General features: G+C 67.8%; 26 protein-coding genes and 1 riboswitch. Of the genes, 3 read left to right on the top strand and 23 right to left on the bottom strand.

The window, feature by feature from the left end; all coding sequences use genetic code 11:
* Positions 1–13 precede the first annotated feature (13 nt).
* From BHE97_RS15595 to BHE97_RS15580, 4 genes are read right to left on the bottom strand one after another with little or no spacing between them, the layout of a single operon-like run.
* Positions 14–532 (bottom strand): gamma carbonic anhydrase family protein, encoded by a 519-nt coding sequence (locus BHE97_RS15595; protein WP_087624953.1) that lies wholly within the window; start codon positions 530–532, stop codon positions 14–16.
* 29 nt (positions 533–561) lie between these two features.
* Positions 562–1998, bottom strand: coding sequence for an NCS2 family permease (locus BHE97_RS15590; protein ID WP_087624952.1), 1437 nt, complete (start codon positions 1996–1998; stop codon positions 562–564).
* A 60-nt stretch (positions 1999–2058) separates the two neighbouring features.
* Positions 2059–2952 (bottom strand): EamA family transporter, encoded by an 894-nt coding sequence (locus tag BHE97_RS15585; RefSeq protein ID WP_087624951.1) that lies wholly within the window; start codon positions 2950–2952, stop codon positions 2059–2061.
* On the bottom strand, positions 2949–3845 hold the full coding sequence (locus BHE97_RS15580) for a hypothetical protein (protein WP_087624950.1): 897 nt from the start codon (positions 3843–3845) through the stop codon (positions 2949–2951). Before BHE97_RS15580 ends, BHE97_RS15585 begins: the two co-directional genes overlap by 4 nt.
* 38 nt (positions 3846–3883) lie before the next feature.
* Here BHE97_RS15580 and BHE97_RS15575 point away from each other — a divergent pair, with 38 nt between their 5' ends.
* Positions 3884–4246: a DUF2530 domain-containing protein gene (locus BHE97_RS15575; RefSeq protein WP_236757730.1), complete on the top strand. Its 363-nt coding sequence runs from the start codon at positions 3884–3886 to the stop codon at positions 4244–4246.
* 294 nt (positions 4247–4540) lie between these two features.
* On the opposite strand, the gene BHE97_RS15570 is transcribed toward BHE97_RS15575, so the two are convergent.
* From BHE97_RS15570 to BHE97_RS20780, 11 genes are all read right to left on the bottom strand, one after another.
* Positions 4541–5272, bottom strand: a complete 732-nt coding sequence (locus BHE97_RS15570) for a DUF3027 domain-containing protein (RefSeq protein ID WP_236757729.1) — start codon at positions 5270–5272, stop codon at positions 4541–4543.
* A 52-nt stretch (positions 5273–5324) separates the two neighbouring features.
* The gene (locus BHE97_RS15565; protein WP_087624948.1) at positions 5325–5717 is read right to left on the bottom strand and encodes a cold-shock protein; all 393 of its coding nucleotides are present in this window, start codon (positions 5715–5717) and stop codon (positions 5325–5327) included.
* Between the two features lie 42 nt (positions 5718–5759).
* A complete protein-coding gene (locus tag BHE97_RS15560; protein ID WP_087624947.1) occupies positions 5760–6770 on the bottom strand; it encodes a YihY/virulence factor BrkB family protein in 1011 nt (336 codons plus the stop codon).
* 42 nt (positions 6771–6812) lie between these two features.
* Positions 6813–7265 (bottom strand): type II toxin-antitoxin system PemK/MazF family toxin, encoded by a 453-nt coding sequence (locus BHE97_RS15555; protein WP_236757728.1) that lies wholly within the window; start codon positions 7263–7265, stop codon positions 6813–6815.
* 57 nt (positions 7266–7322) lie between these two features.
* Positions 7323–8915: an AMP-binding protein gene (locus tag BHE97_RS15550; protein ID WP_087624945.1), complete on the bottom strand. Its 1593-nt coding sequence runs from the start codon at positions 8913–8915 to the stop codon at positions 7323–7325.
* A gap of 245 nt (positions 8916–9160) precedes the next feature.
* Positions 9161–9820: a methionine ABC transporter permease gene (locus BHE97_RS15545; protein WP_087624944.1), complete on the bottom strand. Its 660-nt coding sequence runs from the start codon at positions 9818–9820 to the stop codon at positions 9161–9163.
* Positions 9820–10842 (bottom strand): methionine ABC transporter ATP-binding protein, encoded by a 1023-nt coding sequence (locus BHE97_RS15540; protein WP_087624943.1) that lies wholly within the window; start codon positions 10840–10842, stop codon positions 9820–9822. The genes BHE97_RS15545 and BHE97_RS15540 overlap by 1 nt, the downstream gene beginning before the upstream one ends.
* A gap of 9 nt (positions 10843–10851) precedes the next feature.
* Entirely contained in the window at positions 10852–11763 is a 912-nt protein-coding gene (locus BHE97_RS15535; RefSeq protein WP_087624942.1) for a MetQ/NlpA family ABC transporter substrate-binding protein, read from the bottom strand.
* 207 nt (positions 11764–11970) lie between these two features.
* Complete coding sequence (locus BHE97_RS15530) at positions 11971–12684, bottom strand: hypothetical protein (RefSeq protein ID WP_087624941.1); 714 nt, start codon at positions 12682–12684, stop codon at positions 11971–11973.
* A gap of 12 nt (positions 12685–12696) precedes the next feature.
* The gene (locus tag BHE97_RS15525) at positions 12697–14208 is read right to left on the bottom strand and encodes a glycerol-3-phosphate dehydrogenase/oxidase (protein WP_236757726.1); all 1512 of its coding nucleotides are present in this window, start codon (positions 14206–14208) and stop codon (positions 12697–12699) included.
* Positions 14205–14858, bottom strand: coding sequence for a TetR/AcrR family transcriptional regulator (locus BHE97_RS20780; protein ID WP_087624939.1), 654 nt, complete (start codon positions 14856–14858; stop codon positions 14205–14207). The genes BHE97_RS15525 and BHE97_RS20780 overlap by 4 nt, the downstream gene beginning before the upstream one ends.
* Before the next feature lie 15 nt (positions 14859–14873).
* Here BHE97_RS20780 and BHE97_RS15515 point away from each other — a divergent pair, with 15 nt between their 5' ends.
* Both BHE97_RS15515 and BHE97_RS15510 read left to right on the top strand, forming a co-directional pair.
* Positions 14874–16520: an FAD-binding oxidoreductase gene (locus tag BHE97_RS15515; protein ID WP_087624938.1), complete on the top strand. Its 1647-nt coding sequence runs from the start codon at positions 14874–14876 to the stop codon at positions 16518–16520.
* 1 nt (position 16521) lies between these two features.
* A complete protein-coding gene (locus BHE97_RS15510; protein ID WP_087624937.1) occupies positions 16522–17397 on the top strand; it encodes a diacylglycerol kinase family protein in 876 nt (291 codons plus the stop codon).
* Positions 17398–17413: 16 nt separating this feature from the next.
* Here BHE97_RS15510 and BHE97_RS15505 read toward each other — a convergent pair whose 3' ends face one another.
* The 8 genes from BHE97_RS15505 to otsB form a co-directional block, all read right to left on the bottom strand.
* Entirely contained in the window at positions 17414–18544 is a 1131-nt protein-coding gene (locus BHE97_RS15505; RefSeq protein WP_087624936.1) for an HNH endonuclease signature motif containing protein, read from the bottom strand.
* A 34-nt stretch (positions 18545–18578) separates the two neighbouring features.
* Complete coding sequence (locus BHE97_RS15500) at positions 18579–19211, bottom strand: M23 family metallopeptidase (protein ID WP_087624935.1); 633 nt, start codon at positions 19209–19211, stop codon at positions 18579–18581.
* A gap of 472 nt (positions 19212–19683) precedes the next feature.
* Positions 19684–21315: a chaperonin GroEL gene (gene groL, locus BHE97_RS15495; RefSeq protein WP_087624934.1), complete on the bottom strand. Its 1632-nt coding sequence runs from the start codon at positions 21313–21315 to the stop codon at positions 19684–19686.
* A gap of 167 nt (positions 21316–21482) precedes the next feature.
* Entirely contained in the window at positions 21483–21668 is a 186-nt protein-coding gene (locus BHE97_RS15490; protein WP_087624933.1) for a hypothetical protein, read from the bottom strand.
* A gap of 39 nt (positions 21669–21707) precedes the next feature.
* Positions 21708–21911 (bottom strand): cold shock domain-containing protein, encoded by a 204-nt coding sequence (locus BHE97_RS15485; RefSeq protein WP_087624932.1) that lies wholly within the window; start codon positions 21909–21911, stop codon positions 21708–21710.
* 434 nt (positions 21912–22345) lie between these two features.
* Complete coding sequence (locus tag BHE97_RS15480; RefSeq protein WP_087624931.1) at positions 22346–22624, bottom strand: MoaD/ThiS family protein; 279 nt, start codon at positions 22622–22624, stop codon at positions 22346–22348.
* A gap of 31 nt (positions 22625–22655) precedes the next feature.
* Positions 22656–23933, bottom strand: coding sequence for a threonine synthase (gene thrC / locus BHE97_RS15475; RefSeq protein WP_087624930.1), 1278 nt, complete (start codon positions 23931–23933; stop codon positions 22656–22658).
* A riboswitch (SAM riboswitch) is annotated at positions 23927–24040 on the bottom strand. It overlaps the preceding gene by 7 nt.
* Before the next feature lie 77 nt (positions 24041–24117).
* Positions 24118–24936, bottom strand: a complete 819-nt coding sequence (gene otsB, locus BHE97_RS15470; RefSeq protein ID WP_087624929.1) for a trehalose-phosphatase — start codon at positions 24934–24936, stop codon at positions 24118–24120.
* Positions 24937–24952 lie beyond the last annotated feature (16 nt).

Genomic DNA, 24952 nt, shown 5'->3' with positions numbered 1-24952 from the left:
CGGGTGTCGACAGTCAGTCGAGGATCGTGCCCTCGCGATGCAGCTCACGGTGCTCGGTGTAGATCCGAGCATTGACGTGGAGTCGCTCCACCTCCGCATCGCTCAGCTCCCGCCGCACTTTGGCGGGTGCGCCGATCACGAGCGAACGCGGGGGCACCTCCATGCCCTCGGGCACGAGGGCACCGGCGGCGATGAGCGACTCCTCGCCGATGACCGCGCCGTTCATGATGATCGAACCCATGCCCACCAGCACGAAATCGCCGACGGTGGCACCGTGGATGATCGCCCCGTGGCCGACGGAGACACCCTCCCCGAGCGTGAGTGGCTTGCCGCTGTCGACGTGGAAGGCGCAGTTGTCCTGCACATTGGCGTCGCGTCCGATGGTGATCGGCTCGTTGTCCGCGCGCAGCACGGCGCCGTACCAGACGCTGGCGCCCTCCTCGACCGTGACCGATCCCGCCAGCGTGGCATTCGGTGCGACGAAGGCCGAGTCGGCCACCTGCGGCTTCTTGTCTCCCAGTGCGATCAACATGTCAGCACGCTATCGCGCCGCCGGAACGGTCACAGGAGCAGATCGCCGAGGGGCCCGAGCAGGAAGTAGGCGAGGAACAGGATCGCGATGATCCACATCAGCACGTGGACCTCGCGGAACTTGCCGCGCACGAGCTTCAGGAAGACGAAGGCGAGGAAGCCCGCGCCGATGCCGACCGTGATGGAGTACGTGAACGGCATCAGCACGATCGTCAGGAAGGCCGGGATCGCGATCTCGATATCGTCCCAGTCGATGCCTGTGACCTGGGTCATCATCAGGAAGCCCACGAGCACGAGTGCCGCGACCGCCGCCTCATTGGGGATCGCTCCCACGAGCGGTGTGAAGATCATCGAGAACAGGAACAGCACGCCCGTGGTGACACTGGCCAGGCCGGTGCGCGCACCGTCGCCGACACCGGCGGTCGACTCGACATAGGAGGTGTTGCTCGAGACGCTCGCGGCACCGCCCGCGGCAGCGGCGATTGAATCGATCACCAGGATGCGCTGCGTGTTGATCGGGGCGCCGTCCTCGTCGTTCAACCCGGCCTCCGCGCCGACGGCCGTCATGGTGCCCATCGTGTCGAAGAAGTCGGCGAGCAGAAGGCTGAAGATCAACAGGATGACCGCGACGACGCCGATCTTGTCGAAGGAGCCCAGCAGGCTGAACTCGCCGAGCAGCGAGAGATCCGGGACGGCCGCGATCGAGTCGGGGATGCCCGGGACGTTCAGGTTCCAGCCGGTGCTGAACGGGTCGCCGTTCGAACCGGGCGTGTCGGTGACGGCCTGCACGATGCCGGCGAGCACGGTGGTGACGACGATGCCGATGAGGATGGCACCGCGCACCCCATTGGCGTAGAGACCGATCATGACGACCAGTCCGATGCAGAAGACGAGCACGGGCCAACCGTGCAGCACGCCGTCGACACCGAGCCCGAGCGGCGGCGATCCCTGCCCGGTGGTGCGGACGAAGCCCGCGTTCACGAGTCCGACGAGCGTGATGAATAGGCCGATACCGACCGCGATCGCGGTCTTGATCTGCCGGGGCACGGCGTCGAAGACGGCTTTACGGAAGCCGGTGAGCACGAGGATCAGGATGATGATGCCCTCGATGACCACGAGGCCCATCGCATCGGCCCAGGTCATCTGAGTGGCGACGGCATAGGCCACGAAGGCATTGAGCCCGAGGCCGGCGGCGAGGGCGAGCGGGAAGTTGGCGACCAGCCCCATGATGATCGACATGAGGCCGGCGATGAGAGCGGTGGCGGCGGCGATGGCGGCCATATTGGCGCCCTCGGAGTCGCCGCCGAGGTAATTGCCCTCCGCGTCGGCGACACCGCCGAGGATGATCGGGTTGAGGACCACGATGTAGGCCATCGTCAGGAACGTGACGAGACCGCCGCGCAGTTCGCGAGGGATCGTCGAACCGCGCTCGGAGATCTTGAAGTAACGGTCCAGGACGCCGGTCATGGCTCTCCTACGGTGCGAAGGACGGCAACCGGACCATTGTCCCGGTCGACGGCTCGTGGCTCACCGTGGGGTCGGCTCGTCGCGCTGCACGGCGCGTCCGCCGAGTCCGAGGATGCCGATACCGATAGCGAGGACCGCGAGCCCGATGGCCGCGGAGAGGTTCATCGACTCGCGGAGCACCAGGAGCCCGAGCAGGGTCGCGGTCAGGGGCTCGGCGAGGGTCAACGTGGAGACGGTCGACGCCCGCAGGTACTGGAGCCCGTGGCCGAACAGCAGATAGGCGATGACCGTGGTGACGAGGCCGAGCCAGAGGACCGTCGCGACACCACCCCCCGAGGCGATCCAGCTCGTCGGCGCGAAGACCAGGAGCGGCAGCCCGAGGACGGCGGCGGCACCGAAGACGGCACCCATCGAGGCGCGGGGCGGGAGACCTCTGTCGATGAGCGCCTTGCCCGCCAGTGTGTAGACCGCATAGCTCAGTCCCGCGCCGAGCGATCCCGCGAGCCCTAGCAGCGAGACCCCGGCGCCGGTATCGAAGACTCCCGACAGGAGCACGACTCCCGCCGTGGCGATGAGCGTGGCGGAGAACCAGACGCGTGAGGGTGGTCGGGCGGTGAGGATCCACTCGAGTGCGCCGGTCATGACCGGCGCACTGCCGAGGGCGATGACGGTTCCGATCGCCACGCCGTTGCTCGTCGTTCCGAGAAAGAAAGCCGGCTGGTAGGCCAGTACCCCGACAGCACCGACCACCACGAGTGCGACCGAGCGCGGTGACCAGGTGGTGGGCGTCCCACGACTGGTCGCCCAGGCCACGAGCCCGAGCACCCCACCGCCGAGAACCACGCGGGCCACGCCCGCGGAGAAGGAGGTCGCGTCCTCGGGACCGAGCGCCAGGGCCGTCCCGGTCGTGCCGAAGCAGACCGCCGCCAGCAACACGGCGAGGTAGGGGTTCACCGCGCCTGGTCGCCGAGTCTCGCGACCAGCAGGACGAGGAGCCCGAGTCCGGGAACTGCGGCCAACTCCCGGGGAGCCACTACCGGGAGGCCGACCCGGTACAACGGGCTGTCCTCGCCCTCGCTGCCCACCAGCACATGGAAGGGGTCGGTGTAGGCGATGGTCTCGGCCTGGGCGAGCGGCGGGAGCGGCAGTGTCGTACGCGTCTGCCAGGAGCCGGCGTCCAGGACGTGCACGCCTAGATAGGTCAGCAACACGATCGAGGAGCCGTCGGGGGCGAAGGCGGCATCCGTGACCAGGGGCGGGGCCGCGATATCGAGCCGTGTGGGTGCCGCCGGGCTCGCCGTGGAGAGGCCGTCGAGTCGATAGACGACCCCGGAGCCGATGACCTTGGTGACCAGATGGGGCACTCCCTCACGGTCGATCAGCAGTGCCTCGATATCGGCGGGGCTGTCGAGGGCGATGCGATAGCGGTCGGGGGCGACGGTCCGGTCTCCGGGGCCGGGCTCCGGCAGGGCCAGGAGGGCGATCTCGTCACGGACGGCCGTGTTGTCACCGGTATCGGCGATCCAGAGCGTGCCGTCGTGGAGCGCGAGGGCCTCCGGGTCGGTCACGTCCGCGTCGAGACGGGTGACGCCGACGGTCTCGCCGGTGCTGATCCGCACGGCGTAGACCAGCGGATCGTGGCCCGAGTCGTTGATGGTGTAGGCGAGATCGTCGTGCGCGCGGCTGATCGCCAGGCCGCTGGACTCGGTGATCCGCGGATCGCTCATCCGGCTGACGGGCTGCTGCTCCGCGCCCTCGGCACGACCGGTGAACGAGGCGATCGCGGCCACCACGAGCAGCGCGATCAGCAATCCCGGAATCAGGATCCGGCGACGACGTGGGTTCATCGCCTCCATCATCCCCCACCGCTGGGTAGGGTTGGGGTGTGAGCCCTCAGAGTGATCCAGCGCCGGGCACGGATCGTGCCGCCCGTCGCCACGACCTGGGGCACCCGGACATCACCGAGATCGAGATCGGCAAGACGACGCATCGGGTGGCCGAGGTGCAGCCGATGGACGTCGACGGTGTTCGGACGATGACCGTGGGCACCATTCTGTGGGCCGTCGCCGCGGTCGCCCTCATCCCCTTCTGGGGCACCTTGCGCGAGAACGGGACGCAGTGGTGGCTGTGGGCCGCCCTCGCCGGATTCGGCCTCGGGCTGATCGGCATCGAGTACTGCCGCCGGAGGCGTAACGCGCTCGCCGCGGCCCGTCAGCGTCCGCCTGCCGGAGGCCGCCGCCGCAAGTGACCGCCGCCGAGACCCGCTCAAGGTCGCCATCGGGTCGACCGAGGGGCGGTGACCTACGCACGTCTCGGGAGGGGCTGAGAGGTTCGTAGCCCACCGCCCGAACTGTGCAGGGGTACGTCACTCACCGGGAGCGTCAGCCAGCCCGCTACGTACGAAGGATGTGCCTCCGGGGCTGCTGGAGCGACCGCAGAAGCACATCCTCCGTCGGCGGCTCACGAAGGATGTGCCTCTGCGGCTGCATGGACAACCCTGAAATCACATCCTTCGTCCACGGGGGCCGACCGTCGTGAGGCGTTAGAAGCCCTCGATCTCGTCGACCGTGATCGTGTCGATGACGGGGTCCGGCAGTGTCGAGGCGGACTTGGAGCGCTTGGGTCGCGAACCCGAGTGCGCGCCGCAGCCGTGGGTCAACGCCACGACACGTCCATCGGCATTGGCCGTGCCGTTGCCGCACACCCCGAATCGATCGGACAGGTCACCGCTCAAGCTGATGAGGAATCCGCACGAACCGCAGCGGCCCGGCGCCTGCTTGGCCATCGCCGTGTCGGGACCGTGTTCACCGGCGTACCACCGGTCGGCGGCCTCCTCGCGGCCTTCCAGGGACAGCACCCACTCCCGGCCGAGGCCGATCTCCCGGGCGAAGTGCCGGTCGACGACACCCTCGCCGTCCCCGTCGCCGACGAACCAGGCCGGAGCGAGCCGGATGTCGTCCTCCTCGGGGGGCAGGACATCGCCGGGGCTCAGGTCGCCGGGCTGGATCCGGTCACGATAGGGGGTCCACGGCGGCGCCACGATCGCATCATCGCCGGGCAGCAGCACGATGTCGTTGACGGTGGGGGTCTCACCCTCCACCGTCGAGAGGCTGACGGCCCAATACCAGCCGACGTAGCCCGGCAAGGTGCATGTGAAGCGCTCGGTGACCAGTCCGGCGCCCTCGTTGATCGCGCCGAGGTGCTCCCCCACCGAGCCGTCGGCGGCCGACTCGTCCAGGGCGTTGCGCGCGATATCGCTCGTCGTGGTGCTCACCATTCGATTCTTCCTGATGGATCGGCCCGGCTCCAGGCCGGGTGGGCCCGCTTCAGTCGAGCTCGTCGGCGAGGCGTCGCAGCAGCTGCGCCGTGACCTTGGCCTGCTTGCCCTCGGGATGGCGATTGTGTCGATAACCCTCGCCGAGGCTGTCGAGCAGGCCGATGAGGTCCTCGACGATGACGACCATGTCCTCCGGCGGCTTGCGCCGAGCCTGGGCCTGCGAGCGTCGCACCGAGGTCACCGGGTCCAGCAGCCGCACCTGCAGGGCTTGATCGCCGCGGCGGCCCTGGACGATGCCGAACTCGACACGTGTGCCCGACTTCAGCGATTCCACGCCCGCGGGGAGGGCATCGGCACGCACGTAGACGTCCTCGCCACCGTCGCGGCTGAGGAAACCGAATCCCTTGTCGGCGTCGTACCACTTCACCTTGCCGGTCGGCATACCTTCTCGTCCTTCGTTCGTGTCGGGCCAGGAATCCCAAGTCTAGTGGGCGGACTGACCCTCCGAACCCCGCGCGGGCTCCTCGTCCGCCACGAACTCCACGCTGATCTTCTCGAAACCCTTGTGGCGCTGCATCCGCGCGTAGCTGGTGTAGGCACGGATGTCACCGGGGCCGAGCCGGACATTGTCGGTGAACGGAGTCAGCAGGGCGCGGGGATAGAGCCGACGGCGCAGCACGACATTGACCTCCAGCCCGATGATGACGATGAGCGCGGCGATGAACAGGAAGGCGATGAGCCCGAGCACCAGCGCGAAGGTCTGGTTCATCGCGCTCGCCCGGACGATGATGTGCCGGACGTAGACATCGCCGCCGTACTGCAGGCCCTGCCAGGCCAGCGCGCAGAAGATGGCGCCGGGAAGCACCGATCCGAAACTCGCACGGCCGAGGCTGATCATCAGGAACAGCGCGATGAACATCGCCGCCGTCATGATGAAGCCGATGAGGCGGATGAGGATGCCGAGGTCCGGGACAGAGCCCAGCCCGATGGCGGCAGGATCCTGCAGGAGGGAGGTCCCGATCGCGACGATCAGGATGCCGGAACCGGCGATCGCCATGATGATGAGCGAGCGCAGGCGCAGCAGGATGGGATTCGGGCGCGAGTTGCGCGGCACGGCCCAGGCCACATTGCCGGCGTTCTGCACCGACAGGCCGAGTCCCATCACACCGTAGGTGGCCGCGAGCGCGCCGACGACGATCGCCGAGGTGCTTCCGGAGAATCCGTCCGGCCGGCCGAGCTGGTCCCCGACGATGGGGAACTGCGCGAGCACGGTGTCAAGCAGCTGCTGCTGCAGCTCCGGGTCGTTCTGCAGGAAGAAGCCGAGCACCGAGGTGGCGATGAGCAGCACCGGGAAGATCGCGATGAAGGCGTAGTAGGTGATGATCGCCGCGAGATATGGTCCCTGGTCGTCGAAGAACTTGTAAATCACCGCCAGCGGGAAGCCGAGGACGTGATGCCGGCGTTGGAACCCGTCGATCGTGTCGATGATGCTCATGCCGGCACCTCATCGATGATTCGCTCGCTCATGCTCGCTCGCTCATGTCCCTAGATACGGTCGAGCGGCGGCGATCACGGTGTCGAAGCGTGCCCGGTCCAGCACGGCGCCTTCACGTCGGACAGAGTGCGGATCGATCTCGAGGAGCCGGTTGATCCGGACCTCGCTGGGGCGCCGCTGCCGGTCCCACTCGCCGGTCCCGATGTCGACCCAAAGCCGTCCTGAGCGGGCCTCCTGGGCCGCATCACGATCGTGGTCCTTGGAGGTGAGCTGGAGGCCGTAGAGCCGGTCCGCGCCGTCACGGCCGATGATGAGCACGGGACGGTCCTTGCCTTGGGAGGGGTCGTCCTCATAGGGCACCCACGTCCATACGATCTCGCCAGGATCGGGCCTCCCGTCGGGCCGCGGCGCATACTCGAGGCGCAGGCCAGCGGTGGCGCGCGTGCGGCGTTGCCGGCGCGCGAGCAATGTGTCGACGAGCGCTCGGATCACCACGCAGACACCGTATCGACACGCCCGAGCGCGTGCACGCAGGCTCACCCCGGCCGATGCCTAGACCGTCGGCAGTTCGCGCTTCATGACCTTGCCGGTGGGGTTCCGCGGCAGTTCATCGAGGAACACGATCTTCTTGGGGACGGCGAACTTGGCGACCTGGACCCGCGCGTACTCGATGAGATCGGGTTCGGAGGCCTCGGAGCCGTCGTGGAGCACCACGAAGGCGACGAGTCTCTGGCCCCACTTCTCATCGTCCACGCCCGTCACCACGACATCGCGCACGGCCTCGTGCTCGATGAGGGCATCCTCGAGCTCGCGGGGAAAGACGTTCTCGCCTCCGGAGATGATCATGTCGTCATCGCGTCCGGCGACGAAGAGCAGACCGCTCTCGTCGAAATAGCCCAGGTCCCCGGTGTTCATGAGTCCATCGGCGAAGCTCTTGGTGTTGCCGTCGGTATAACCCCCGAAGGGCATGTCGTTGCCGACGTGGATGACCCCGGTCTCTCCCCGGGGCACCTCGTGGCCGTCCGTGTCGAGGATCTTGACGGTGGTCCGCCACGGGATGCTGCCGGCGGTGCCCGGTGCCGTGCGCAGGTCCTTCGGCGAGGCGATGGTGACCCAGCCCGTCTCGGTGGCACCGTAGAAGTTGTAGATCGAGTCGGTGAAGGTGTCCATGAAGTGCAGCGCGAGGTCTCCGGCGAGGGCGCTGCCGCTGGTGGCAGTGATCTCGAGACTGGACACATCCGTGCGCTCGATGACGGATGGATCGGCGTCGACCATCCGCTGCATCATGAGTGGGACGACGACGAGCACCTTGGCGCGGTAGCGACCGATGTCCTCGATGACCTGCTCGGGCACGAACCTGCGGCGCAGGACATAGGTCGGCGCCGTGGTCAGTCCGAAGCTGAAGTTCAGCAGACCCCAGGAGTGGAACAGCGGTGCGGCGATCACGACCGTGGAGTTCGCGCGGTACGGGATGGATCCGAAGAAGGCGAGCAGCGGCTTGAGATCCTTGGGCTCCTCGCGTCGCGCGCCCTTGGGTAGACCCGTGGTGCCGGAGGTGAAGATGACGATCTGGCCGTGCTTGGCAGGTTTGCGGTGACCATCGGCCGGCTGCCCGTCAGCGAGATCGCTCAGTGTGGTCAGCTCGGCGGGGGCGTCGGCATCCGCCCAGCCGAGGACGATCTTCTCCCGCGGGACGTCGGCGAGCACGTCGAGGAACTCCTGGTCGACGATCATCAGCTCGGCGCCCTCGCGCTCGGCGAGATCTGAGAGCTGCGAGCGGCTCGCCATGGTGTTCAACAGCAGGATGCGACCGCCGAGCTGCATGATCGCCACGAGGGCGATGACCATCCAGCGGTGATTGCGCGACAGGATCGCGATGGAGTCACCCGGCTGGAGGCCGCGCTCCTTGAGCGCGGCGGTGACGCGATTGACCTCCGCGACGAGATCGCGGTAAGTGATCTCGCCGGCATCGTCGATGATCGCGGTCTGCTCGGGGAAGCGCGCGGCGGCGGCGTTCAGGCCGGACGGCAGCGCCGGCCCCCACTTGACCAGGTGCATGCCGGCCCTCGCGAGCCGAAGCGGATTGCCGAGCCCGAGCAGGCCGATGCGGTGAGCCACCTTCGCCGTATAGGCCAGATCCTTCATGTCCGGGAGTGTAACAACAAGTTACCCCCAGGTAGAGCTGTCGCCCCCGGCGGGCTCGCAGGGCGGCATCGGTCGCCCGCCAGCAGACCAGACTCCACGAAGAGCCGGTGGATGACCGGCATCGCCAGGAACCGCGCACGAGCACACGGAGAGGGCGCGAGGCGTCGCACGGGAGAACTGCCCGGGCCTCGGACCGCGACTCGACCTGGTAAGCATAAGAAACGTCACGGGACGACTGAGCGAACTCAGCGACGGAGCACCTTGCGGGCCGCCGCATTGCCGGCGAACTGACCGATCTGCACGATCACGATGACGATGAGGATGGCCGTCCACGTGACCCAGGGGTTGAACTGGCGGTAGCCGTACTGCAAGGCGAAGTTGCCGAGACCGCCCGCACCGATCACGCCGACGACCGCGATCATGTCGACGATCGCGATGAAGGCGAAGGTGAAGCCGAGGATCAACGGACCGAAGGCCTCCGGCAGCAACACCGTGAAGATCACCCGCAGCCGGCTCGCGCCCATCGACCGCGCCGCCTCCAGCACACCCGGTGACACCGAGACGAGGTTCTGCTCGACGATGCGGGCGATGCCGAAGGTCGCCGCGAACACCACGATCGGCATCGCAGCGGTATTGCCGATACCGGTGCCGAAGACCTCTCGGACCAGTCCCTGCAGACCGATCGCCAGCAGGATGAACGGGATCGGGCGGAAGAAATTGACCATCACGTTCAGGACGACATTGACCGGCGCATTGGCCATCAGACCGCCCTTGCGGGTCACGTACAGGGCAGTGCCGATGGTGAGCCCGAAGATCCCTCCGATGGTCAGGCCGACCGCCGACAGGACGATCGTCTCGACCGTGGCGGTGCCGAGCAGACCACTGAGCTCGAAGACGCGATCCATCAGCGCACCTCCCTGACGTCGACGAGGCTGGAGACGACGCGGACCGCCTCATCGACGCGCTCGCCGGTGAGCTCCACGGTCAGATTGCCGAAGGTCCTGCCCTGCACCTCTTCCATCCCTCCGTACACCAGCTCGAAGCCGACACCCGCCTCGCCGAAGGCCGCGAAGACCTGGACTTGGGAAGCGGAGTCCTCGCGGAAGGAGAGCGTGATCAGGCGGCCGGGATGCCGCTTGCGGAGTTCCTCTACGGCGATCGCCGAGGGCATGTCGTCGACGACCGTGTTGACGAAGCGCCGGGTGACCTCGTGCGCCGGACGCGCGAAGAGGTCGAAGGTCGTGCCGGACTCGACGACCTTGCCGTCCTCCATCACCGCGACCCGGTCGGCGAGGTTCTTCACGACCTCCATCTCGTGCGTGATGACGACGATGGTGATGCCGAACTCGGCGTTGACGCGGCGCAGCAGGTCGACGACGCCCTGCGTGGTCTCCGGGTCCAGCGCGCTCGTGGCCTCGTCGGCGAGCAGGATCCGCGGCGAGGAGGCCAGCGCGCGAGCGACGCCGACGCGCTGCTTCTGCCCACCGGACAGCTGTTCGGGATACTGGTGCGCCTTGTCGGCCAGACCGACGAAGTGCAGCAGCTCGGAAATCCGCTCCTGTTGCTCGCTGGCCGGAACTCCCGCGACCTTGAGCGGATAGGCGATATTGCCCCAGACCGTGCGGGAATGGAAGAGATTGAACTGCTGGAAGATCATGCCGATCGTGCGACGGACCTTCTGCAGCTCGCTCTCGCGAAGCGTGGTGAGGTCCTGTCCGGCGACCACCACCGAGCCGGACGTGGCCGGCTCGAGGGCGTTGATCAGCCGGGCGAGGGTCGACTTGCCGGCTCCGGAGTATCCGACGATGCCGAGGATCTCTCCTTCGGACACGTCGAGGGTGACCCCGTCCACCGCATGGACGGGGTCACCTCCTCGGCGCCTGGGCGGGTACGCCTTGGCGACATCCCGCAACTCGATGAGGGCCACGTGGCGACCTTACTGGTTGTCGCGAACGTCCTGCTCGGCATCGGCCAGGGTCGACTTGAGCTCGTCGACCGGGGTCTTGACGAACTCCGCGGTGCCGCCGGAGACATCCTGGACTCCGTCGAGCACGTCCTGGCTGTCCTGGTAGATCTCGACGAGCTTGGCGTAGGTCTCGTTGTCCTCGTCCTCAGCGCGCGCGACGAAGATGTTGACATAGGGCAGCGCATCCGGGTCGTCGGCGCTGTCCTCGTAGATCGCGTCGTCGAAGCTGAGGCCGGCGTTCTCGACGAAGTCGTTGTTGATGACGGCGGCGGCGACGTCCTGCAGCGAGGTCGCGGTGATCTCGGCATTCAGCGCGGTCACCTCGACGCGCGAGGCGGCGGTGTCGATATCGGAGAGATCGGAGAAGGCGGTGCCCCCGTCGGTCAGCTCGATGAGTCCCGCGGACTGCAGCAGCACCAGGGCGCGGGCCTGGTTGGTGGCATCGTTGGGGACGGCGACCGTCTCACCCTCGGGGATCTCCTCGACATCGCCGTAGTCGAGCGAGTACAGGCCGAGGGGGTAGATCGCCGTGGTGCCGATCGGTACCAGGTCCTCGCCGTTGTTCACGTTGTAGTCGGCGAGGTAGACGATGTGCTGGAACTGGTTGAGATCCAGGTCGCCGGCCGCGAGCGCAGGGTTCGGCTGCGTGTACTCGGCGAAGTCGACGATCTCGACATCGATCCCCTCCTCCGCGGCGGCCTCCTTGTAGGTCTCCCAGTAAGGATCGCTCGCACCGACGACGCCGATGCGCACCGTCTCCTCGTCGCCGCCCCGCGTCAGGGCGAAGACACCGGCGGCGATGAGGGCCACCACCACGACGACGATCGCGATGATGAGCCCGGTGCGCTTCTTGGGCGCTTCGATGAGGTTCTGGTCCGACATGGACGTCCTTTCGTGCACGGCTCATGGCCGGTGGGGAGCATCGCCGCGCTAGTGGCGCGGCCAGACATCGACCGTACGAATGCCACGACGCGTCGGCCCACCGATCTCACCATCCGAGACGGTCACGTCGGGGACGGTGAGATATCCCACGTTCGCGTGGGCGTGAGGTGGTGAGTCATCCCCCAGCTCACCACCCGATCGAACCGCTCAGGGCAGGTCGTCGTCATCCCAGCGCACCTCATCACGCAGCACCCGCGCCGGGACTCCGCCGACGACGCTGTGGGCGGGAACCTTCTGATTACGGACGACCGCGCGCATCGCCACGCACGCGCCATCGCCGATCTCGACGTGTCCGCTCACCACCGCGTCGCGACACAACCACACGTGCTCACCGAGGCGGATCGATGCCCCGAAGGGGTTCAACCGCTCACCGCTCACGCGGTCGGCGAGCCGGTGCATGTCGTCGGTGGCCAGGTAGACATTCGCGGCCCACAGCTGGTCGCCGGCGGCCACGATGCTGCCTCCGTTGCGCGCGTCGATCACGGCACAACGGGTCGCGAGCACCGGACCGTGCAGCACGATCGACGAGCCCGCACCGCAATACACCTCACCCGCCGTCAGCACGACCCGCTCGTCGAGGAAGACGGTGGCGTCGTCCCCTCCGAGTAACAGGGAGACGAGGTGATCCATCGGACCGCCGACCACCACGAGGGCGCGGTGCATCGGGATGAGCATGAGCTCACCGAGCACCGCCTCAGGAACCCGCGCACCGGGTGCGAGGTACAGGGCATTGCCGAGACCGTGCCACCATTCCGGCAGTCCCTCGGTGACCCGCCGGACGACGAGCGAGTCCACTCGGGAGGCCTGCACCCCCGCCGCCCGAAGGCGGTCGCGGTGGTCTGCGGTAAGCGAGTCGTCCATCGCGGCATCATCTCAGCCCTCCTCGAGCGCCTTTCGCGCCGCGTCCTCGGCACGTGCCCGATCGGCCGCCACCAGACCGATCCGGGTGCGCCGGTCGAGCAGGTCGCCGATGGTCGACGCCCCCTCATGGCGGACGGAGAAGCGCAGCTCCGCCCGGCTGACGTCGATGCCTTCGGCGATCGGCTCACCCAGGCCGGGCGAGGAGTCGAGGACCGCTCCGGCCTCGCTCCCGAAGCGACGCAGCAGTTCGCCCGAGACCCGCGGGTCGCGTTCCGGTCCCGCGCCCACGAGGGGCACGCGCCGGGTGACGCACGGTCCCGCGGTCAGGCCGGTGTCCCGGATCGCAAGGTCCACGGCGTCCTGGGCCATCCGCCGATACGTGGTGAGCTTGCCTCCGACGACGGTGATCACGCCGTCGCTGCCGCGCTGCACGACATGCCGCCGGGAGACATCGGCGCTGCTGGCCTCCCCCGCGTCGAGCAGCGGGCGCAGGCCGGAGAACGTGCCCAGCAGGTCGGCGCGGGTGACCGGGCGTTCGAGGGCGAGTCCGATGGTGTCGAGCAGGAAGTCGATCTCATCCTCCGATGCCTGCGGGACATCGGGGATGGGTCCGGGAGCCTCCTCGTCGGTCAATCCCACGTAGACCCGGCCGTGGGGAGCGGGCAATGCGAAGACGAAGCGGGTGGTCGACCCCGGGATCGGCACCATGAGCGATGCGGTGAGTCCGCCGAAGGCGTGCTGCGGCATCACCAGATGGGTGCCTCGGCTCGGGCGTAGCGAGATGTCGCGCGCGAGCGTGCCCGCCCAGACGCCCGCCGCGTTGACGACCGCCCGCGCCGCGAGGTCGAACTCGGATCCGCTCAGCTCGTCCCGTATCCGTACACCGGCGGCCGATGCCGACATCACCCGGCAGCGGGTGAGGATGCGGGCACCGTGGTAGGCGGCGGTCCGGGCGATGGCGACGACGAGCCTCGCGTCGTCGACGAGCTGGCCGTCCCAGAAGCGGAGTCCGCCGCGCAGTCCGTCGCGGCGGACCGCCGGCGTGTAGCGTTCGACCGTCGCCGCGTCGATGCGATCAGGTCGCGGCAGCAGGGTGCCGGGGGTCCTCGCCGCGCGGCGCAAGGCATCGCCGCCCCAATGCCCGGCCCGCACCAGCGCGGCGTGCTTGCGGTCCATTGACGGGAGCTCGGGGAAGACATTGGGCAGCGGCCGGATGAGATGCGGGGCGATCGTGGTCATCAGATGGTGCCGTTCGATCGCGCTCTCATAGGCGACGTCGACATCACCCGTGCCGAGATAGCGTAATCCCCCGTGCACGAGCTTGGAGCTCCAGCGGCTCGTGCCGAAGGCGAGGTCGTGGGCCTCGAGCAGCACGACGGAGAGCCCGCGCGTGGCGGCGTCGAGGGCCACGCCCGTACCGGTGACGCCCCCGCCGATCACGACGAGGTCGACCGCTCCTCCGGCGATCTCGTGGAGGTCGAGGGAACGCCGGTCGGCGTTGAGCGATGAGGATCGTGCGGTCACGGCGCGAGGTACCGGTCGATCGCGACGGCGAGCTCGGCGTCCAGCGCGTCCAGCGCGGGTCCCACCGCATCCGGGAGGTTGAGGATCGCGGGGGCGGTGATGACGAAGGACCAGCTCATCAACAACACCGTCTGCGCCTGCACTGCGGGGTCGCCGGCGCGGATCGAGCCATCGGCCGCCCCCTGCCGCAGCGCGTCCTCGATGATCGCCAGATGGAAGGCGGAGACCTGTCCGGGACGGCGCACCTGATAGGGCGTCAGGAACTCCGGGGACTCCTCCACGATCGCGCGCAGCAGCGGGTGGGAGCGCATCTGCCCGACGATCCCGACGACGGTCGACACCACGCGCTCGCGGGTCGAGCCGGTGGAGCTCTCGGCCGCACGCTCGGTGAGCCGGTTCCACTCCCGCGTGGAGACATCCGCGGCGATGGCCGTCACGTTCTCCCATCGCCGGTAGAGGGTGGCCCGGGCGACCCCCGCCCGCCGCGCGATGGCGGTCATGGTCGTGCGCGGAAGGCCTTCCTCGAGGATCAGCTCCAAGGCGGCATCGAGAATGCGATCGGAATCGATCGAGGCCGCGGTCGCCGCGGCCGGGCGCGACCGCACCAGCTGCAGCGCCGACCCCGTTGGGTTGAAACGATCTTCGGACATGTGTTTAATGCTAACATGACCGATGTCACCCCCCGCCGTCGTCCCGTCGACGAGACCGACCTTCCCGTCGTGGACTTTCACCCGTATCGGTGGGGCGATCCCTCGCACTTCGTCTCTCTGAGCGAGCGGATCACCGGCGCCCTGGGACTCGTCGGCATCACCACGTCGGAACGTCCTCCCGCCCCTGTCGGGGACCTGACCGTTCCCGAGTCACGGCTGGATGATGCGGACCTCGAGTCGCTCCGCGAACTACTCGGAGCGGCCGCCGTCAGCACCGAGCACGATGCCCGCGTGGCACACGCGAATGGGTGGTCGACCCCTGACCTGCTGCGGCTGCGCGGCGATGCCCTCGCCGATGTCCCCGATGCCGTGGCCCGCCCTGCGGACGAGGCCGGTGTCGAGGCGGTCCTGCGGTGGTGCGCCGAACATCGGGTCGCCGTCGTCCCCTTCGGCGGCGGCACGTCCGTCGTGGGCGGCCTGACCGCGGAGCGCGACGGGTTCGCGGGCGTCATCACCCTCGACCTCACCGCCCTCGACCGACTCCTCGATGTGGATGGGGAATCGCGGATCCTGACCTTCCAAGCGGGTGTCCGCGGACCGAGGGCCGAGGAGCTCGCAGCCGAGCACGGGTTCACCATCGGCCACTTCCCGCAGTCCTACGCCGGTGCCACCATCGGCGGCTATGCGGCGGCACGGTCGGCGGGCCAGTCCTCGGCCGGGTACGGGCGCTTCGACGAGATGGTCGTGGGGCTCACCCTCGTCACCCCCCGTGGCACGATCGAGGTCGGCAACGCCCCCCGCTCGGCCGCGGGACCGGACTGGCGACAGATCGTGCTGGGCTCCGAGGGCGCCTTCGGTGTCATCACCCGGGTGCGGGTCCGAGTGCGGCCGCTGCCTGAGACACGGATCTTCGAGGGGTGGCGGTTCGCGGACTTCCCGACCGGGGCGGCGGCTTTGAGGCGACTCGCCCAGGACGGTCCCCGCCCGACGGTGCTTCGGCTCTCCGATGAGATCGAGACCCTGGTCAACCTCGCGGACCCGAACGAGTCGTTGGAGGAGAATCCGGGTGGGTGCCTGGCGATCGTCGGCTTCGAGGGCACCGCGGACGATGTCGCCGCCCGCCATCGGGCCGTCTCGGCGATCCTGCGCGAGCTCGGCGGCGAGGAACTCGGCGCCGCCCCCGGCGAGGCCTGGCGCGAGGGACGGTTCAACGCCCCCTATCTGCGCGACCCGCTGCTGGAGAACGGGGTCCTCATCGAGACCCTCGAGACGGCGACCTTCTGGTCGCGGGTCACGGACGTGCGCGATGCGGTGAATCTCGCTCTGACCACCGCCCTCTCCGAACAGGGCACCCCTTGCATCCCGATGTGCCATATCTCCCATGTCTATGAGACCGGGGCGTCGCTGTACTTCACGGTGGCCGCGGCTCAGGCCGAGGACCCGGTGGCCCAGTGGGCGGTGGCCAAGAGGGCCGTCAACGACACCCTGACCCGTCTCGGCGCGGCGCCTAGCCACCATCACGGGGTCGGTGTGGACCACCAACAAGTCTATGTTGATCAGCTGGGCCCGCTGGCGGTCGAGGCGCTCCAGGCGATCAAGCACACCCTCGATCCTGCCGGAGTCATGAACCCGGGGATCTTGCTGCCGCGAGCTGAGCACTGAGATGACCGCTTTCACCGCATTGCTCAACCCGGTCTCGGGTTCCGGTGGCACCAGTGTCGAACGGTGGGAGCCGGTCGCGGCGGCCCTGCGCGCGGGTGGCGCCGACGTGGCGATGGAACCGACGCGCGGCGCGGCCCAGGCGAGCGAGCGCGCCGAGCAGCTGTCTGCGGAGGGACGGACGGTGGTGGCGGTCGGCGGTGATGGCCTGGCCCGGGACGTCGCCGGTGGCGTGGTGGCGGGAGACGGCGTGCTCGGCATCGTGCCTGCCGGCCGCGGCAATGATCTCGCCCTCCGCCTCGGGCTCCCTCACACGCCGGAGGGGCTCGCCCGGGTGCTGCTCGACGGGCGTACCCGGGCGATCGATGTCCTCGACGCCGATGGCGTGATCGTCCCGGGCAATGTGTACGCGGGCATCGATGCGCTGTCGGCCCGCATCATCAACCGTTACCGTCGGGTCCCGGCGCTGCTGTTGTATCGAATCGCGCCGGTGCTGGCGGCGCTGCGCTGGCGACCCGCCTTCTTCGAGTTGACGCTCGACGGGGTGACGACCACGGAGCATCTGATGATGGTCGTGGCCGGCAACTCGGGCCGGTACGGGCATGGTCTGCACATCGTTCCGAGCGCGGTCCTCGACGACGGCCTGATCCATCTGCTGACCGTGGACGGCAGTGCCTCACTGCTGCGCCTCGCCTCGTTCATGAAGCAGGCCGAACACGGGACGCACGTCGAACGGCCGGAGGTGACAGTGCGGACGGCCCGCGAAATCGTGATCCGCGCTGCGCGCGAGGTCCCGTTCGGTGCCGATGGTGACGAGCTCGCGAACCGCTCGGTCACCCTGCGCTGCCGCCCTAGGGCCCTGCGCATCCTCGCGCCCTGACCCCGGCGGTAGCTCGTTATTCGGTGAGGACGGTGTCGGCGATGAGCCAGTATTGCCCGTCATGGGTGGGGAGGGCGTGGCGGAAGGTCTTCCGTTGGTGGTGTTTCTTGCAGAGGCACCAGGTGTTGTCTCCGGCGGTCGGTCCGTCGGGGACGGGTATCCGGTGGTCGATCTCGCATCGTGACCCCCGCACCTGGCATCCGGGATATCGACAAGTCCCATCTCTGAACCGGATCGCCATCTTGAGATGATCGGGTGGGTATCTACCGGTGTAGACGATCTGGAGGATGTTCTCCCCGGTCTCATCGACCAGGAGCCGGTACCAGAACGGACTCGCGCTGATCGCGAGTTCGCGGACCAGGTTCGCCGGGATGGTCCACTCACGATCCGCGCTCACACCCGGCTGATCATCCACACCCGCCAACGTGGAGGCGGGAACCAGGACCCCGATCGCCACCGCCGGCGCCTTCGCGCCGTCGTGGGCCGGGTCGATCTCGGTCAACGCGCCCACGAACAGATCGGCACGTCTTTGGTCGAGGGTGCGGTCGTCGTCGGGCTCGGTGATCGCTTTCGCCGCACGATCCAGCCGCGCTTCGATATCCGCAAGGATGATCGACGGCAGGTGATTCGCGTACAAGTCACCTGTGCCGTCCTCATGGTGGGTGACGCGGATGAAACGCTCACCGTAAATGCCCTCGTAGCGTTCCGCGGCGTGCTCGGGTTCTGCCATCGCCACCCGACGCTTCAACCACGACCGCAACTCACCCACCGTGTGCAACTCGGCATACGCCGCGATCCGCTCATCCAGCCGCTCGAAGGATTCAGCGTGGTCGAGCTTGCCCGCCTGGCGACCAATCTCAGCGACCTGCTGACCATCGACCCGACCCTCGGAGAACGCAGTCCACGTGGCGGGAAGGTTCTCGCGGACCGTCTGAGCCTCACACACCCGGTTCTGCACCTGATGTTCCGACCAATTCAACGCCTGCGCCACCGTGGAAATCCGGGCAGCGAACTCATACCCCGACGCCTCCAAACCACCGACATACTCCAAGATGCGGTCGATCCGGCGAAAGTCAGCGATCGCGCTCTGCCGACGCACACCAAGGAGCTCAACGAGCCCGACATCCGAGGTAGCAACGACCGACATACTCACAATCTATACGCGGCCACCGACAGTTCTCTCAACCTCGGTACCCACCCGTGCTCACGTGGATGATCTCACCATCGGCAGGGAGCTCCCCCTCGAAGGTGAGAGGTACGGCCTTCGCACGTTCGATATCGCGGTTGTCGATCGCCTGGACGTGCAGATGGGGTTCGGTGCTGTTGCCGGAGTTCCCGCAGCGGCCGAGCATATGGCCGGCCTGCACTCGTTGGCCAACAGACACCCCACTGCTGACCCGTTGCAGGTGGCACAGCGCGACGATGATGCCGCTTCCCTCGATGAGGACATGATTCCCGGCGAGCGCCCGCCAGCCCGCCGCAGCGCGCCGCCGCTGGGTCAGGGCGTAACGGATCGACGGGAGTCCGCGGTAGGCAGGATGGTCGGGCTCGCTGTCGTGCGTCGCCATGATGACGCCGCTGATCGGCGACAGGATCGGCCGCCCGAACCCGGGGAACCGGTCGGCGGGCTCCGGCCTCACGAGGGAGCCGAAGGTGATCGGTGCGGTACGGTCGGCGTCCGTGACCGGCACGAAGTCGATGGCGTAGTCGGTGGCGAAGAGGTAGGTACCGTGGCTGGGAACCCGGCTCGCCGGGCTGTTCTGGACGAGCCAACGCCCGGTGAAGGGGTAGGCCAGATCGACCGGCTCCGACATATGACCCTCCCCGCGCTCGACGACGAACGCCCGCACCCCACCGAGAACACTAGTCGCCCTGGCGTGCCAGCTGACGGAGCGCGAGCCAGAAGGCGAGACCGAGTAGGACCAGGCAGAACGCCGCGACAGACAGCATGACAGTCGTGCTGTCTTCTGGGTCTGGTTGTGTTTCGCGGGCATCCTCTCGGCGTCTCTGAGCGATGACTCGCTCGATGTCTCCCTGGTCCTTCTCGTCGCTGTGGCAGCGCTCCTCGGCATCTGGCGCAGATGGTGATCTTGCGAGGCCGCTCCGCCCGGCCAGGTGACGACTCAGGTGACCGTCGCCGATGGGCCATGGGGTTGACCACATACCGCCCGCGGCGGGAAAGGTTGATGACCTACCGTCATCGGGTCGGCGTCGACCACCGGCTCGAGCCCGGGAACGACGAAGGCCCCCGGCAATGCCGAGGGCCTTCGAGGTGGTGCGGTGGGATCAGAAGCCCATGCCGCCCATGTCACCCATGTCCGGGGCACCGCCACCGGCCGGAGCGGGCTCCGGCTTGTCGGCGACGACGGCCTCGGTGGTGAGGAACAGGGCCGCGATGCTGGCCGCGTTCTGCAGCGCCGAGCGCGTCACCTTGGCCGGATCGAGGATGCCCTCGGCGATCATGTCGACGTACTCGCCGGTGGCCGCGTTGAGACCGTGACCGGCCGACAGGCCCGCCACCTTTTCCGCCACGACGCCGCCCTCGAGGCCGGCGTTGACCGCGATCTGCTTGAGCGGAGCCGAGGCCGCGGAGCGCACGATATTGGCGCCGGTCGCCTCGTCACCCTCGAGCGACAGCTTCTCGAAAGCAGCCGCGGTGGCCTGCACGAGCGCGACGCCGCCACCGGCGACGATGCCCTCCTCGACGGCCGCCTTGGCGTTGCGGACGGCGTCCTCGATGCGGTGCTTGCGCTCCTTGAGCTCGACCTCGGTGGCCGCGCCGACCTTGATGACGGCCACGCCGCCGGCCAGCTTGGCGAGACGCTCCTGGAGCTTCTCGCGGTCGTAGTCAGAATCGCTGTTCTCGATCTCGGCCTTGATCTGGGCCACCCGACCATTGATCTGGTCCTGCTGGCCGCCACCCTCGACGATGGTGGTCTCGTCCTTGGTGGTGACGATCTTGCGGGCGGTGCCGAGCAGGCTCAGGTCGGCGTTCTCGAGCTTGAGGCCGACCTCCTCGCTGATGACCTCGCCGCCGGTGAGGATGGCGATATCGGCGAGCATGGCCTTACGACGGTCACCGAAGCCGGGGGCCTTGATGGCAACCGACTTGAAGGTGCCGCGCATCTTGTTGACCACGAGGGTGGCCAGGGCCTCGCCCTCGACGTCCTCGGCGATGATCGCGAGCGGCTTGCCCGACTGCATGACCTTCTCCAGGACCGGGACCAGGTCCTTCACGGAGCTGATCTTGCTGTTGACGATGAGGATGTAGGGATCCTCCAGCACCGTCTCCTGACGCTCAGGATCGGTGACGAAGTAGCCCGACAGGTGACCCTTGTCGAAGCGCATGCCCTCGGTGAGCTCGAGCTCGAGGCCGAAGGTGTTGCTCTCCTCGACGGTGATGACACCTTCCTTGCCGACCTTGTCCATCGCCTCGGCGATGATCGTGCCGACCGTGGAGTCGGCGGCCGAGATCGACGCGGTGGACGCGATCTGCTCGGTCGTCTCGATGTCCTTGGCCATCTCGTGCAACTGCTCGGTGATGGCCTCGACCGCCGTCTCGATGCCCTTCTTCAGGCTCATCGGGTTGGCACCGGCGGCCACATTGCGCAGACCCTCGCGCACGAGCGCCTGGGCGAGCACGGTGGCCGTGGTGGTGCCGTCACCGGCGACATCATCGGTCTTCTTGGCGACTTCCTTGACGAGCTCGGCGCCGATCTTCTCGTACGCGTCCTCGAGCTCGATCTCCTTGGCGATGGACACACCGTCGTTGGTGATCGTGGGGGCGCCCCACTTCTTCTCCAGCACGACGTTGCGGCCCTTGGGGCCAAGCGTCACCTTGACGGCGTCGGCGAGCTGGTTCATGCCCCGCTCGAGGCCGCGGCGCGCTTCCTCGTTGAATGCAATGGACTTAGCCATGGTGTGCGTATCTCCCACACAGGTTCGTAGGGCAGACCGGGCGATGCCCGCGACGGACGACCGGCGTCGGTGCCGATCCCGTCTCGGCGCCACCACCGGCCTCATCGGACCGATCCATAACTAGCACTCTCACTATACGAGTGCTAATCAACGTGGCGCAATATAGGTCACCGGGAGTCGTGCTCGCGGCCCTGGCTGTCATCGACAGAACGCCGCGGACCGAAGATGAGGACGATGGACAGCCCGACCACCGGACCGATCAGCAGCCACCAGGGACTGTCCAGAGCCAGGAACCCGACCGATCCGAGCAGCAGCCCGACGATCGCGCCGATACCGATCCACTCGTCGTCCATGACGACAGCCTAGTGGCCCAGCGCCGCGGCGTCGCAGAATCAGGCCGTCGGCGAGACACCTTGAGCCTCGCGGCCCTTGGGTCCGTCGATGACCTCGAACTCGACGGACTGACCGTCGTCGAGGGTCTTGAATCCTTCGACGGCGATCTTCGACCAGTGGACGAACACGTCATCGTGTCCATCGACCTCGATGAAGCCGTATCCCTTCTCGGGATTGAACCACTTGACGGTGCCCTGCACCATGAGCTTCCCACCTTGCTGTAGCTCCGGGCCCGTCTGGGCCCCGTGCGGTTCAGCGTAACGCCGCGCCCTCGTCACGCGCCATGCCCCTGATGTTCGTTCTTGCTGGGCGGATACCCAGGGCCGCACCACCGTGGTCGGGCAGGCAGGTGCGCTCCATCGCGGCGATGCCCCCTAGCGCGATGGCTCCATGCGCACGATCCGTATCGAGGCCACACCGCGGAGGGTGATCTCGCTCCGTGACGCCCCTCACGTCACGGCTCCATCGCGATCTGCTCACAGAGCTCGCAGGCGCTACTCGATCACCGAGCTGCTCCACTAGCGTCAGCTCAACAACCTCCCGCTACAGCGGGGCTTCGCCCCTCAGCGACCCTCCAGCCAGCTCAACAGCCTCCCGCTACAGCGGGGCTTCGCCCCTCAGCGACCCTCCAGCCAGCTCAACAGCCTCCCGCTACAGCGGGGATGATGGAGATCTGGGTGGTGGGAGGGGTAGGAGTGTCGAGGCCGTCGGCGAAACGGACATCCTCCTCGGCCACATACACGTTGACGAAGCGACGCAGCTTGCCGTCCTCGTCGACGATGCGCGCTTTGATCCCCGGGTACGAGGTCTCCAGCGACTCCAGCACCTCGGACAGCGTGGCGCCGTCGGCGTTCACCTGGGACTCGTCACCGGTGTAGGTACGCAGGATGGTGGGGATGCGAACGGAAACGGACATGCGGAACTCCTCGGGTATGGGTGTGCGGGTCTCAGGCGATGCCGGCGGCGGTGAAGGCGTCGTAGGTCGGGGCGATCGTGGCCCGCGGACCCACCGCGCCGGTGACGGCATCGAGCGTCTTGAGCCCGTGACCGGTGTTGATGACGACGGTCTCGGCCTCCGGGTCCAGCTGGCCGGTCTCCACCAGCTTCTTCAGCACCGCCACGGTGGTGCCGCCGGCCGTCTCGGTGAAGATCCCCTCGGTGCGCGCGAGCAGCACGATCGCCTCGCGGATCTGGTCGTCGCTCACCTGCTCGACGCTGCCGCCGGTCTGCCGGGCGATGTCGAGCACGTAGATGCCATCGGCCGGGTTGCCGATGGCGAGCGACTTGGCGATCGTGTCGGGCTTGACCGGGCGGATCGCGTCCACCCCGTCGGCGAAGGCGGTAGCCACCGGCGAACAGCCCTCCGCCTGCGCGCCGAAGATCTTGTACGACTTGTCCTCGACGAGACCGAGCTCGATCAGCTCGCTGAAGGCCTTGTGCACCTTGGTCAGCTGCGACCCCGAGGCGACCGGGATCACCACCTGGTCGGGCAGACGCCAACCGAGCTGCTCGGCGATCTCATAACCGAGGGTCTTGGAGCCCTCGGCGTAGAAGGGGCGCACGTTGACGTTCACGAAGGCCCAGCCCGGGTCCTCGCCGGCGATCTCACTGGCGAGCTTGTTGACATCGTCATAGGTACCGTCGACCGCCACCAGGTTCTCGGTGAAGACCGCGGAGTTCACCTGCTTGGGAGTCTCCAGATCGCTCGGGATGAACACGACGGTCGGGATGCCGGCGCGGGCGCCCGCCGCCGCGACCGCATTGGCCAGATTGCCGGTGGAGGGGCACGCGAAGACACGGCTGCCCAGCTCACGTGCCGCGCTCAGCGCGCAGGCCACGACCCGGTCCTTGAAGGAGTTGGTCGGATTGGTGCTGTCGTCCTTGACCCAGAGCTTGGTCAGGCCGAGCTCGCCTGCGAGATTGCGCGCATCGAGCAGGCGGGTGAAGCCCGGCTCGAGATTGGGGCTGGACTCGATGTCCTCGGGTACCGGCAGCAGCGCCTTGTACCGCCAGATATTGCGCGGCCCTGCCTCGATCTGCTCACGGGTCACCGTGCCGAACTCGTAGCCGACCTCCAGGGGGCCGAAGCACTCGAAGCAGGCGTAGAACGGACCCAGCTCCCGGGTCGCACCGCACTCCCGGCACTTCAGGCAGGTGGCGTTTCCGAAGGCACCGGCACGCAGGGCGGTGGATTCCAGGGTCAGGCTCACGAAGCACTCCTTCATCTCTCCCCAGCCGACTCTCGGCGGGGACGGACGTAGCACCTGGCCGCACGATCGGCTGGTTGCTGGGGCTTCGTCGGGCCGTATCCCTCTGCCCCTCTCGATGAGTTGTGAGCAGCCTAATCAGGGGAACCGGTCACGCGAAACGCGCATCTCACATTGCGATACGGGCGACCATATCGTGAGATTAACTGATCGCGTCCGCCAACACAGTGAGCCACTCGGCGACCCCGTCCGGACCGTCGAGCACGAGATCCGCACGCGGCACGAGAGCCTGCTGCTCGGTCGACGCCGAGACGGCCAGGAGACCGAACAGGCCCTCCGCCCGGAGCCTGTCGACCGCGTCGAAGGCCGGAAGATCGCCCAGATCGTCACCGATGTAGACCACGCTCGCGAAGGAGCCACCGGCCATCAATGCGGTGAGCGCCTCACCTTTGTCGGTGCCCGGCGTACGCAATTCGATCACCTGGCGCCCCGGTTCCACCAGGAGGCCGAGCTCGGATGCCAGCTCGGCAAGATCGGGGGCGAGATCGTCGAGGAGCCCAGGCGCCACCCCGCGCGTGTGGAGGGCGAGCGCCAGACCCTTGTCCTCGATCTTCACCGCCTGTGCCTCATGCTCGGCGAGCCACGCCGGCAGCCGACGCTCGAGCTCGAGGATCGACTCCGGCCGAGGCGGACGAGTGACCTCATCGGTCGAGGCATCCCAGCGCTCGGCTCCGTACTGGCCGCAGATCACCAGATGCTCGAGACCCGGGCCGTCCTCGAATCTCCCAAGCCGACGCACCTGGTCCAATGGCCGCCCCGTGACGATCGCCACCTGCCCGAGCACCTGACCGAGCCTCCGCAGGGCCGCCAGCGACTGGGGATGGATGTCGGCCCTCGCCGGGTCATCGACGATCGGCGCCAGGGTGCCGTCGAAGTCGAGCCCGAGCAGCACCGAATCCGGCTCATCGATCACCGCCGCCGGCAACAGCAACCCCAACGCTCCCTCGCTTCGCTCGGTCATGCCCAGAAGTATGCCG

Source organism: Aeromicrobium sp. PE09-221 (genome assembly GCF_002174305.1).
Classification (GTDB): Bacteria; Actinomycetota; Actinomycetes; order Propionibacteriales; family Nocardioidaceae; genus Aeromicrobium.
This window is presented reverse-complemented; position numbering and strand designations above follow the sequence as displayed.